Genomic DNA, 12,138 nt, shown 5'->3' with positions numbered 1-12,138 from the left:
CGGCGCCACCGCGCTGAGCATAAAAAAAACCCGGCCGCAGCCGGGTCTCACACGCTGGCGCAAGCAAATCACCCCTTCTGCTGCGCCGCCAGCATCCGGTTCTGCTCATCGAGCCACGCCTTCAACGGCGCGAAGTATTCGAGCAGCGCATTGCCGTCGATACGGTCCTCGCCGCTGATCGCCTTCAGCGCTTCCGGCCACGGCTTCGATATCCCCAGCTCCAGCATGGCCTGCAGCTTCTTGCCTGCGGCGGCATTGCCGTAGATCGAGCACTGGTGCAGCGGGCCCGTGTAGCCGGCCTCGCGGCACAGCGCGCGGTGGAACTGGAACTGCAGCAGGTCGGCCAGGAAGTAGCGTGCATACGGCACGTCCGCCGGCACGTGGTACTTGGCCCCGGCGTCGAAGCCATTGGCCAGCATCGGCAGCGGGCGCTTCACGCCCATGTACTGTTCGCGCAGCTGCCACCAAGTGCGGTCGTAGTCGGCCGGCTGGGTCTTGCCGGCATAAACGTCCCAGCGCCATTTGTCGACGGAGTACGCGAACGGCAGGATCGCCACCTTCGACAGCGCGCGGCGCAGCAGTTCGCCGATGTCCGCCTTCGGGTCCGGGTCCTCCTTCATCAGGCCGATCTTCTTCAGGTAGCCCGGCGTGATCGACAGCGCGATCGTGTCGCCGATCGCTTCGTGGAAGCCGTCGTTGGCGCCGGCGCGGAACAGGTTCGGCTGGTCCTGGTAGGCGAGGAAGTAGTACACGTGGCCCAGCTCGTGGTGGATCACCGTGAAGTCCTCGGCCGTCGGGTTGATGCACATCTTGATGCGCACGTCGTCCTTGGCGTCGATCGACCATGCCGACGCATGGCACACCACGTCGCGGTCGCGCGGCTTGGTCAGCAGCGAGCGTTCCCAGAACGTGGCCGGCAGCTTCTGCATGCCCAGCGACGTGTAGAAGCCTTCGGCGTACTGCGTCATCTGCTTCGCCGTGGTCTTGCGGTCCTCGAGCACCTTGGTCAGGTCGAAGCTGCTGGCGCCCTGCGCGGGTTTCAGCAGCGGGTAGATGTTGTCCCACGTCTGGCTCCACATATTGCCGAACAGGTGCGCGGGGATCGGGCCCGTCAGCGGCACCACGTTCGGGCCGTAGGCGGCGCGCAGCTTGTAGCGGGTGTATTCATGCAGAGAGTCGTACAGCGGCTTCACCTGCAGCCACAGGCGCTCCATCTCGAACGCGAAGTCTTCCGGCGGCATGTCGTAGCCGGAGCGCCACAGCGCGCCCGTATCCGCATAGCCCATCTCGCGGGCGCCCTTGTTCGACAGCTGCACGAAATCCGCGTAGCGCTGCTTGTAGGCAGGCGCCTGCGCGTGCCAGCCGGCCCACGCGTCCTGCAGCTTGGCCGGATCGCGGCTCGTCGCCAGGATCTTTTCCAGCTCGCCCAGCGGCATGCACGGGCGGCCGTCGGTTGGGCAGTATTTCGCCTTGCCGTAGGCGCCCGACAGCGCGGCACGCGCGGCCGCGTAGTCGGCGCGCTCCTTCGGATCGGACAGCATCAGCGTCAGTTGCAGGAGCTTCAGCTTGCGCGCTTCCGCGGCACCCAGCGGCAGGCCGTTGAAGCGGCGTGCGCCCAGCGCGGCCTGGCCAGCCGCGTCCAGCTGCAGCTCGCCGAAATAGGCGGCGATCGCCTCGGTGTCGTCCGTGATGAAGTTCGCGCCGACCCATTCGGCGCGCGCCTGGTCCATGTTCAGCTTGTCGAACTTCGTCTCCGTCGTCGCAAGGAAGCGCTTCGCTTCGGCCGCCGTGGCCTTCGGCGCACCTTGCGCCGCCTTGGCCTTCGCTGGCTTCTCCTTTGCCGGCGTGGCCGGCTTGTTTTTCTCCTTCGCCTGCACGTGCGCCGTGCCCAGCGCGAGTAGCAGTGCGACTACAAGCGGTTTGTAGTTGGTCGTCCGCATTTCCATCTCTCCCCGTATCGAAAAATAGGCCGTCAATATACCCCATCGGCCCTTGTCTTCACGCGGTGCTTTTGTCATGCTCTCGGCTCCACACCAAACCCATCGAGACCAATGAAAACCAAGAACACCGCGGCGCTTGCGCTGATCCTCGCGTGTCAAACGGCCTTTGCGCAGAACGCCGCGCGGCACGTGCAGAGCTGGACCGAGAAGGACGGCGTACTCGACATCGTCACCAACGACGGGCGTTACCTGATCAAGCCGTATTCCCCGGCGATCGTCGAGACCACGTTCATTCCGAACGGCGAGCGCCAGGAACCGGTGTCGCACGCGGTCGTGCTGGCACCCGGCGGCGTGCACCCGACGGTGCGCGAGGTGGACGGCGCGATCGAATACGCGACCGGCGGCATCACGGTGACGGTGCAGCGCCAGCCGCTGCGCATCGCCTACGCGTACAAGGGCAAGCCGCTGGTGGCGGAGAAGCTGGGCTATACCCGCAAGGACGGCATGGAGGCGCTCGAGTTCGCGCTCGACGGCGACGAGGCGCTGTACGGTGCCGGTGCGCGCGCCGTCGGCATGAACCGCCGCGGCCATCGCTTCCAGCTGTACAACAAGGCGCACTACGGCTACGGCAATCGCTCCGAGCTGCTGAACTTCACGATTCCCGTGGCGCTGTCGTCGAAGAAGTACGCGCTGCACTTCGATAACCCGCAGACGGGCTGGCTCGATTTCGACAGCCGCCGCGACGGCACGCTGACGTATGAAACGAGCGGCGGCCGCAAGACCTACCAGGTGGTGGCCGGCGATGCGTGGGCCGACATCATGGCCAACTACACGAGCCTGACGGGCCGCCAGCCGCTGCCGCCGCGCTGGGCGTTCGGTAATTTCGCCAGCCGCTTCGGCTATCACACGGAAGCCGAGGTGCGCGACACGGTCAAGCGCTTCCAGGACGACAAGATCCCGCTCGACGCCGTCGTGCTGGACCTGTACTGGTTCGGCAAGGAAGTGAAGGGCACGATGGGCAACCTGGCTTGGGACAAGCAGAGCTTCCCGAACCCGGAAGGCATGCTGCGCGACTTGAAGCAGCAGGGCGTCAACACAGTCGTCATCACCGAACCGTTCGTCGTGACGACGTCGCAGCGCTGGCAGGAGGCGGTGGCCGCCAAGGCGCTCGCCACCAAAGCCGACGGCGCGCCGTACACGTACGACTTCTTCTTCGGGAACACGGGCCTGATCGACCTCTACAGCCCGGCGGGCCGCGGCTGGTTCTGGAACATCTACAAGGACCTGAAGCGGCAGGGCGTGGCGGGATGGTGGGGCGACCTGGGCGAGCCAGAAGTGCATCCGGCCGACCTGCGCCACGTCGGCGCCAGCGCGGACGAGGTCCACAACATCTACGGCCACGACTGGGCGCGGCTGATCGCCGAAGGCTATGCGCGCGAGTTCCCCGACGAGCGGCCCTTCATCCTGATGCGGGCCGGCTATTCGGGCTCGCAGCGCTTCGGCATGATCCCATGGTCCGGCGACGTCTCGCGCAGCTGGGGCGGCCTGCAGTCGCAGATGGAGATCGCGCTGCAGATGGGCATGCAGGGCCTGGCGTACATGCACTCGGACCTGGGCGGCTTCGCCGGCCCCGTGCTGGACGACGAGCTGTACGTGCGCTGGCTGCAGTACGGCGTGTTCCAGCCCGTGTTCCGCCCCCATGCGCAGGAAGAGGTGCCGTCCGAACCCGTGTTCCGCACGCCGCGCACGAAGCAGCTGGCGGCGGACGCGATCCGGCTGCGTTACGCGCTGCTGCCTTACCACTACACGATGGCCTTCGAGAACAGCACCACCGGCATGCCGCTGATGCGCCCCGTGCTGTTCGAGGACGACCAGAACGACGCGAACATGCTGGCCGCGACCTATCTGTGGGGCGACAGCTTCCTCGTCGCACCCATCACGGAAGCCGGCGCCACGCGCAAGGAAGTGTACTTCCCCACCAAGGGCAGCGCGTGGTTCGACTTCCACACGGGCGAGCGGCACAAGGGCGGCATCCTCGAGACGGTGCCGGTGACGGCGGAGCGCATTCCCGTCTACGTGCGGGCCGGCGCCTTCGTGCCGATGACGCCCGTCGTGCAGTCGACGCGCGACTACACGGGCCGCGCGATCAACCTGCATTACTGGCACGACGCCGGCGTGACGGCGTCGCAGGGCATGCTGTACGACGACGACGGCGCCACCGCGGACGCCTGGCGCAAGGGGCGCTACGAGATCGCCCGCTTCACGTCCGCCGCGCACCCAGCGGCGCTGGAGATCGCGATCGCTACCGAGACGGGCAGCGCGATGGCGCCGGTAGTGCGTGCTTACACGGTGCATGTGCACGGCGTCGCCAAGCCGAAGCGCGTGCTGCTCGACGGCCGCGCGGTGCCCTCGTCATGGGATGGGAAACAGCGCGTGCTGAAGGTGGCGCTGCCGGGCCGCGCGAAGCTTGCGGCCAGGCTTGTGATGGAGCTGTAACCAGATCGCGTCGAACTCTGTTGTTTGACTACAAAACCCGCTGTAACCGGCGGGTTTTCTGGGCTCCTCCTTCGTTGACAGGCTGAGCGGTGCATGTTATTTTGCTACAAATTTGGCTGGTGCCACGTATAACATCGGAGACTCGGATGCATTCTTCTTCCACCAAGCCCAGGCTGTCGTTCTGGCAGCTCTGGAACATGAGCTTCGGCTTCTTCGGCATCCAGTTCGGCTTCGCGCTGCAGAACGCGAACATCAGCCGCATCTATTCGACGTTGGGCGCCAATCCAGACCAGCTGCCGTTCCTGTGGCTTGCGGCACCCGTCACGGGCCTGCTGGTGCAGCCCATCATCGGCTACCTGTCCGACAACACGTGGCATCCGAAATGGGGCCGGCGCCGGCCGTTCTTCTTCCTGGGCGCCGTGTTCGCATCGCTGGCGCTGTTCGCGATGCCGAACTCGCATGCGATCTGGATGGCGGCCGTGCTGCTGTGGATGCTCGATGCGGCGATCAACGTGTCGATGGAACCGTTCCGCGCCTTCGTCGGCGACAAGCTCGATGCGTCGCAACAGACGGCCGGCTTCGCGATGCAGACATTCTTCATCGGCTGCGGCGCCGTCATCGCGTCGTTGCTGCCGACGATCCTGACGGACTACGCGGGCGTGTCCAACGTGCCGGTGGACGGCAGCGTGCCGGACTCCGTGCGCTACGCGTTCTACCTGGGCGGCGCCGTGTTCTTCTGCGCCGTGCTGTGGACCGTGCTGGCCAGCGACGAGCTGCCGCCGGAAAACCTGGAAGAGTTCCGCCGCGACCGCAAGCGCGGCATGGGCCACGCGCTGGCCGAGATCTTCGGCGGCGTGCTGCGCATGCCGAAGACGATGGTGCAGCTGGCGTTCGTGCAGTTCTTCACGTGGATCGCGCTGTTCGCGATGTGGATCTACTCGACGGCAAGCGTGGCCGAGAACGTGTTCGGCACGGCCGATGCGCAGTCGGCGCTGTACCAGGAGGCGGGCAACTACGTGGGCCTGATGTTCGCCGTGTACAACGGCGTGTCGGCACTCGCAGCGTTCGTGCTGCCCGTGCTGGCGCGGGCGACGAGCCGCAAGGCAGTGCACATGATCTGCCTCGTCATCGGCGGCATCAGCCTGGCCAGCGTGTACGCGATCCACGACAAGCAGACGCTGATCCTGCCGATGATCGGCATCGGCCTGGCCTGGGCCAGCATCCTGACGATGCCGTACGCGATCCTGGCCGGCGCGCTGCCCGCCAAGCGGATGGGCTACTACATGGGCGTGTTCAATTTCTTCGTCGTGATTCCGCAGATCGTCAGCGCCGTGCTGCTGGGCTTCGTCACGCGCCACTTCTTCGCCGGCCATACGGCCAGCACGCTGGCGCTGGGCGGCGCATCGATGGCGCTGGCCGGCGTGCTGACGCTGTTCGTGCGCGATACCGCCCGCCGCGCCGAGTGAACGCCCGCTGAGCCGCCGGGCCGCCTAGGGACTCATCCGCGCGCCGCCGCACGATAGTTCGCGGTACGCTGGGATGTTAATCTTTCGGTAACACTAGAGCGGAGCGAACATGGCAATCCAGACGATACAGACCACGCCCATTCCAGGCCAGCGCCCGGGCACTTCCGGCCTGCGCAAGAAGGTCGGCGTGTTCCGGCAGCCCCATTATCTCGAGAACTTCGTGCAGAGCGTGTTCGACACGCTCGGCGACCTGTCCGGCAAGACGCTGGTGCTCGGCGGCGATGGCCGCTTCCACAACCGCGCGGCGATCCGCACGATCCTGAAGATGGCGGCGGCCAACGGCGTCGCGCGCGTGCTGGTGGGGCGCGGCGGCATCCTGTCGACGCCGGCCGTCTCTTGCGTGATCCGCAAGCACGAGGCGATGGGCGGCATCATCCTGTCGGCCAGCCACAACCCGGGCGGGCCGGACGGCGACTTCGGCATCAAGTACAACATCGGCAACGGCGGCCCGGCACCGGAAGCGGTGACGGAAGCGATCTACCAGCGCACGACGGCCATCACGTCGTACCGCATCAGCGACGCGCCGGACATCGACATCGACCATACGGGCCGCGGCTACCTGGAGCAGATGCAGGTCGAAGTGATCGACCCGGTGGCGGACTACGCGGAGCTGATGGAGCAGCTGTTCGATTTCGATGCGATCCGCAAGCTGTTCGCGGGCGGCTTCACGATGCGCTTCGACGCGATGCACGCCGTCTCCGGCCCGTATGCGCAGGCGATCATCGAAGGCATGCTGGGCGCGCCTGCGGGCACCGTGATCAACTGCGTGCCGCGCGAGGACTTCGGCGGCCTGCACCCGGACCCGAACCCCGTCAACGCGGCGGAGCTGATCGAGCTGATGGCGGGGCCGGATGCCCCGGACTTCGGCGCCGCTTCCGATGGCGACGCGGACCGCAACATGATCGTCGGCCGCAAATTCGACGTGACGCCGTCCGACAGCCTGGCGATCCTGGCCGCCAACGCGCAGGTGGCGCCGGGCTACCGCGGCGGCATCGCCGGCATCGCCCGCTCGATGCCCACGTCGCGCGCGGCCGACCGCGTGGCCGAGGCGCTGGGCATTCCCTGCTATGAGACGCCGACGGGATGGAAGTACTTCGGCACACTGCTGGATGCGGGCCTGGCCACGCTGTGCGGCGAGGAGAGCTACGGCACCGGCTCGAACCACGTGCGCGAGAAGGATGGCGTGTGGGCCGTGCTGTTCTGGCTGAATCTGCTGGCCGTGAAGGGCCAGTCCGTGCAGCAGATCGTCGAAGAGCACTGGCAGCAATTCGGCCGCAACTACTACTCGCGCCACGACTACGAAGGCATCGAGACGCATGCGGCCAACGTGCTGATGGACGACCTGCGCGTGAAGCTGGCCAATATGCAGGGCCAGCAGATGAACCACTACACGGTCGAGTATGCGGACGACTTCGCGTACACCGATCCCGTCGACGGTTCGCAGGCCACGCAGCAGGGCGTGCGCATCGTGATGACGGACGGCTCGCGGATCGTCTATCGCCTGTCCGGCACGGGCACGGAAGGGGCGACCTTGCGCGTCTACCTGGAGCGCTACGAGCCCGATCCGGCGCAGCACCACATTCCCACCCAGCAGGCGCTGGCCGCGCTGATCGCGATCGCCGACAGCGTCGCGAGCATCGCCTACAACACGGGGCGGAGCAATCCGTCGGTCATCACTTAACCATCCAAAGAAAGGTCGCATGAAACTCACTTCTCTCGCACTGTCCGTCCTGCTCGCCGCCGGCACGACCGCCCAGGCGGCACCTTCGACCAAGCCGTTCATGTGGGAGAACGCGACCATTTATTTCCTCGTCACGGACCGCTTCGCCAACGGCGACCGGTCCAACGACCTTGCCTACGGCCGCAAGGCGGATGCGGCGCCGCTGCGCGGCTACCTGGGCGGCGACCTGAAAGGCCTCACCGCCAAGGTCAAGGAAGGCTACTTCGACAGCCTGGGCGTCGACGCGATCTGGCTGACGCCGCCTGTGGAGCAGATCCATGCGGGCACCGACGAAGGCACCGGCAAGTCGTACGGCTTCCACGGCTACTGGGCGCGCGACTGGACGGCCGTCGACGCGAACCTGGGCACGGAGCAGGACTTCCGCGACTTCGTCGACGCGGCCCATGCGCGCGGCATCCGCGTGCTGCTGGACGTGGTGATGAACCACACGGGTCCCGTGACGGCGGAAGACCCGGTATGGCCGTCGGACTGGGTGCGCACGGGGCCGACGTGCCAGCACAAGGACGCGCCCACGACGATCACCTGCACCCTTGTGCAAAACCTGCCGGACGTGCGCACCGAAAGCGACACCCCGGTCGCGCTGCCGCCGCAGCTGGTGGAAAAGTGGAAGAAGGAAGGGCGCTTCGAGCGTGAAGTGCAGGAGCTGGATGCGTTCTTCGCGCGCACCGGCTACCCGCGCGCGCCGCGCTACTACCTGATGAAGTGGCACGCGGACTGGATCCGCAAGTTCGGCCTGGACGGCTACAGGGGTGACACCGTCAAGCACACGGAAGCCGGCGTGTGGAAGGAGCTGCGCACCGTGACCGAAGCGGCGCACGACGAGTGGAAGAAGGCCAATCCGGCCAAGGTGCTGGGCGACGGTCGCTTCTACACGGTGGCCGAGGTGTACAACTACGCGATCGGCCATGGCCGCGAGTTCGACATGGGCGGCGGCACGAAGACGGACTTCTACGCCAACGGCTTCGACGCGCTGATCAACTTCAGCCTGCCGGCCGATGCGCAAGGCTCGTATGACAGCGTCTTCGCGAAGTACGCGGCGCAGCTGCAAGGCCCGCTGCGCGGCAAGTCCGTGCTGAACTACCTCGATTCGCACGACGACGGCAACCCGTTCGACGCGGCCCGCACCAAGCCGTTCGAATCGGCCAACAAGCTGCTGCTGGCTCCCGGCGCCGCGCAGATCTACTACGGCGACGAGACGGCGCGCCGGCTGGACCCGGCGGACGCCGTCGGCGACGCGAAACTGCGCTCGCCGATGAACTGGGACGACCTGGCGAACAACGCCACGCGCGACGGCTACCGCATCGCCGACGTGCGCGCCCACTGGAGCAAGCTTGGCCTGTTCCGCCACCATCACGTGTCGATCGGCGCCGGCACCCACCGCAAACTGGCCGATGCGCCGTACACGTTCGCCCGTACCTACAGTGGCAATGGCAGCGCCGACAAGGTCGTGGTGGCACTGGACGTCCCCGTCGGCAAGCGCATCGCGATCACCGTCGGCGGCGTGTTCGCCAACGGCAGCAAGGTGCGCGACGCTTACGCCAACACCACATACACGGTGAAGAACGGCGCGGTGCTCACGTCCGGCAAGTTCAACACGGTGCTGCTCGAAGCGGCCCGGTAACCGCCGGAAAAATATTTCCAAAAATCGGGGTCTGACCCCGATTTTGAGCAATTTTTTTTGGGTTATTCCACGAACACGACGGCGGTGCGTGCCGGTACCGTGAAGCGGCCGGTCGATGCGTCGTAGTGCGCTTCGCGTACGCGGCGGTCGGCTGCCGTCGGCGACGTGTGGACGGGGTGGAGCCGCAGGCGCTTGTTCTGTTCTTCCGGGATCACGATCGTGCGGTCGGCGTTGTCGACGTTGATCAAGTACAGCACCGTCTTGAAGTTCGCGCCCGCGTAGCCGTTGCCGTCCAGGCGGCCGGCCAGCAAGGTCGGTACCTGGGCCGGGCTCGTGTTGTAGAAGCGCAGGCGCTGCTTGACGTCGTCCGCCGTGCGCAGCCGGAACAGCGTGCTGCTGGCGCGGATCTTCAACAGGTCGCGGAATGCGTCGCGCGCGAACGCGATGTCGGCCGGTGCCGGCTTCAACGCGGGGTTCGCGAGCAAGGGCTTCAGCATCTCGTAATCCTTGCCGTTGTCCGCCGCCGGCGGCAGACCCGTGCCGAAGTAGTTGTCCTGATAGGTCCAGTCGAGGCGGTTGAACCAGTCGCCCGAGTCGAAGCTGTTGCGGTCCAGCGATTTGGAGCGGAGGATGTCGAAGCCGGCGTGGAAGTAGGCCACGCCCTGGCTGAACGCGTTGATCGCGGCGGCCAGCATCTGCACGCGGGCGCGGTCGGCCGTCGACGTCGTCGCCGGCAGGCGCAGCACGTTCAGGTCGTACAGCGTCTGGTTGTCGTGGTTCTCCACGTAGTTGACCACTTCGCCCGGCGCGCTCGCGTAACCGGCCGGCTGGCCCGCGTAGTCGACGTCACGCAGCGCGCGCACGTCGCCCGTGCGCGTCTCGAACGCATAGCCGCGCAGCGTGCCCGCGAGGCCCACGCGCACCATGTCCGCCGCCTTCAGGATCTCGTCCGCCGTGTGCTCGGCGCTGCCGTTCGGGTCGTACACAAGGCCATTCACGTAGCCCTGCCGCGTGACCATGTCGCGCCCCGCATCGCCGGCACCGCCGCCGCGCACGGCGTCGCGCCCACGGTCGCTGAACGTGCCGATGCCGCTGCCGTTCAGGGACAGCTGCGATGCCTGCACGAAGCGCTTGCCGTCCGCGACCTCGCCGAAGTTCCAGCCTTCGCCGATCAGGTTCACGTGCCTGCCCGTGTCGCGGTCGACGCGCCGCTGCAGCGCTTCCATCGTCGCGCGCGGCTGGTGGCCCATCAGGTCGAAGCGGAACGAATCGATGTGGTACTGGCGCGCCCACAGCGCGGCCGAGTCGATCATCAGCTTGCCCATCATGCGGTGCTCGGTGGCCGTGTTGCCGCATTCCCCGCACGTGGAGCTTTCGATCGCCCCCTTCGCATCGAGACGGTGGTAATAGCCCGGCACCACGCGGTCCAGCACGGACTTCTCGTCCTGGCCGGCACGGTAGGTGTGGTTGTAGACGACGTCCATGCCCACGCGCAGGCCGGCGCGGTGCAGCGCCATCACCATCTTGCGGAACTCGAGCACGCGCTTCGCACCATCCGCCGGGTCGGTGCTGTAGCTGCCTTCCGGTGCGTTGTAGTGATACGGGTCGTAGCCCCAGTTGTAGCAGTCGGTGGCCTTCGAATGGCCGACCATGCGCTGCTGTTCGTCGCTGTCCGGCGCGCCGGCCGGGCGCTGCGTGACGCAGCCTTGCTCGGGCACGCTGCCGAAGTCGTAGACGGGCAGCAGGTGCAGGTCCGTCAGGCCCGCGCCGGCCAGCGCGCGCAGGTGCTTCATGCCGTTCGAGCCGGCTTCCGTGAAGGCCAGGTACTTGCCGCGATTGGCCGCGCTCACCGTCGCGTCGCCGATCGAGAAGTCGCGCACGTGCAGCTCGTAGATCGACATGTCCGGTTGCGCCTTCACTTTGGCCGGTGCCGCGTCGCGGTCCCAGCCGGCGGGTTTGAGGCGCGGCGAGGCCAGGTCGGCGATGTAGGCGCGGCGTGAGTCGGTGGTCAGGCTGACCGCGTACGGATCGGTGACGAGGTTGCGCACCACGCCCACGCTCGGCGCCAGCACGTCGACGGCATAGCGGTAGTACTTGCCGTCCAGGTTTGCGGACACGGTGGTGGACCAGATGCCCGTGGCGGCATCGAAGCGCATCGGCACCGCCGCGCGCAGCGGGCCGTTGCCCTTGTCGTAGGTGCAGACGGCCACCGCCTGCGCCGTCGGCGCCCACAGCTTGAAGACGGTGGTGCGTCCGCGCGGTGTCGCGCCCAGGTCCGGCACGCTTTCCGCGGCCGCGTACAGGTCGTCCAGCGCGCCGGCCGCCTGGATGCGGGTCGCGTCCAGCACGGTGCCATCCTCCGCTTCGTTCACGAGCAGCAGCTGGCCGCGATGCAGCGCGCCGATGGCGGCGGCGTCAGCGTCGCGCACGGCCAGCTGCATGCCGTCGCCCAGGTAGCGCCAAGGTTCGGCCAACTGCACGGGTACCGGTGCCGTGACGGTGTCCAGCGGCAGGAAGCCGTCCGCCCCGGCCACCTTGCCGCCGCGCGGTGCGGTCAGCGTGGCCTGGGCGGCGTGGTACAGGCGGATGCGCGCACCGGTGCGGGTGCCGGGCCACAGCAACGTGCGGCGGTCGAGCCATGCGGCGCGGGCGTCGAACGTCGCGGCGGCGGGGGAGAGGATGGTCTGGAATGCGTCGCCGTCGCACGGCGCGGCGGTTTGCCCGGCATGTGCGGCGCCGGAAAGTGCAATCGCCGCGGCTGCGGCGATCGAGGTGCGCAGCGCGCGGCTGCCGATGTGATGGTCCATACGTCCC

At 67.2% G+C, this 12,138-nt stretch carries 6 protein-coding genes; 4 read left to right on the top strand and 2 right to left on the bottom strand.

Annotated elements, in window-relative coordinates; all coding sequences use genetic code 11:
• Window positions 1-68: 68 nt before the first annotated feature.
• Window positions 69-1,940, bottom strand: coding sequence for a M2 family metallopeptidase (locus IP92_RS08455; protein ID WP_145874127.1), 1,872 nt, complete (start codon window positions 1,938-1,940; stop codon window positions 69-71).
• Between the two features lie 111 nt (window positions 1,941-2,051).
• Here IP92_RS08455 and IP92_RS08450 point away from each other — a divergent pair, with 111 nt between their 5' ends.
• The 4 genes from IP92_RS08450 (at window position 2,052) to IP92_RS08435 (ending at window position 9,324) form a co-directional block, all read left to right on the top strand.
• Entirely contained in the window at window positions 2,052-4,436 is a 2,385-nt protein-coding gene (locus tag IP92_RS08450; protein ID WP_145874126.1) for a TIM-barrel domain-containing protein, read from the top strand.
• A gap of 146 nt (window positions 4,437-4,582) precedes the next feature.
• The gene (locus IP92_RS08445; RefSeq protein ID WP_145874125.1) at window positions 4,583-5,902 is read left to right on the top strand and encodes an MFS transporter; all 1,320 of its coding nucleotides are present in this window, start codon (window positions 4,583-4,585) and stop codon (window positions 5,900-5,902) included.
• A gap of 109 nt (window positions 5,903-6,011) precedes the next feature.
• A complete protein-coding gene (locus IP92_RS08440; protein WP_145874124.1) occupies window positions 6,012-7,643 on the top strand; it encodes an alpha-D-glucose phosphate-specific phosphoglucomutase in 1,632 nt (543 codons plus the stop codon).
• A gap of 19 nt (window positions 7,644-7,662) precedes the next feature.
• Window positions 7,663-9,324, top strand: a complete 1,662-nt coding sequence (locus tag IP92_RS08435; protein WP_145874123.1) for an alpha-amylase family glycosyl hydrolase — start codon at window positions 7,663-7,665, stop codon at window positions 9,322-9,324.
• A gap of 62 nt (window positions 9,325-9,386) precedes the next feature.
• Here IP92_RS08435 and IP92_RS08430 read toward each other — a convergent pair whose 3' ends face one another.
• Window positions 9,387-12,131, bottom strand: a complete 2,745-nt coding sequence (locus IP92_RS08430) for an alpha-1,6-glucosidase domain-containing protein (RefSeq protein WP_145874122.1) — start codon at window positions 12,129-12,131, stop codon at window positions 9,387-9,389.
• Window positions 12,132-12,138 lie beyond the last annotated feature (7 nt).

Source organism: Pseudoduganella flava (assembly GCF_007830495.1).
Taxonomy (GTDB): Bacteria; Pseudomonadota; Gammaproteobacteria; order Burkholderiales; family Burkholderiaceae_D; genus Rugamonas; species Rugamonas flava.
This window is presented reverse-complemented; position numbering and strand designations above follow the sequence as displayed.

Coding starts and splice junctions, on each gene's coding strand:
- IP92_RS08455 (WP_145874127.1), bottom strand. CDS start 1,940: ATGCGGACGACCAACTACAAACCGCTTGTAGTCGCACTGCTACTCGCG.
- IP92_RS08450 (WP_145874126.1), top strand. CDS start 2,052: ATGAAAACCAAGAACACCGCGGCGCTTGCGCTGATCCTCGCGTGTCAA.
- IP92_RS08445 (WP_145874125.1), top strand. CDS start 4,583: ATGCATTCTTCTTCCACCAAGCCCAGGCTGTCGTTCTGGCAGCTCTGG.
- IP92_RS08440 (WP_145874124.1), top strand. CDS start 6,012: ATGGCAATCCAGACGATACAGACCACGCCCATTCCAGGCCAGCGCCCG.
- IP92_RS08435 (WP_145874123.1), top strand. CDS start 7,663: ATGAAACTCACTTCTCTCGCACTGTCCGTCCTGCTCGCCGCCGGCACG.
- IP92_RS08430 (WP_145874122.1), bottom strand. CDS start 12,131: ATGGACCATCACATCGGCAGCCGCGCGCTGCGCACCTCGATCGCCGCA.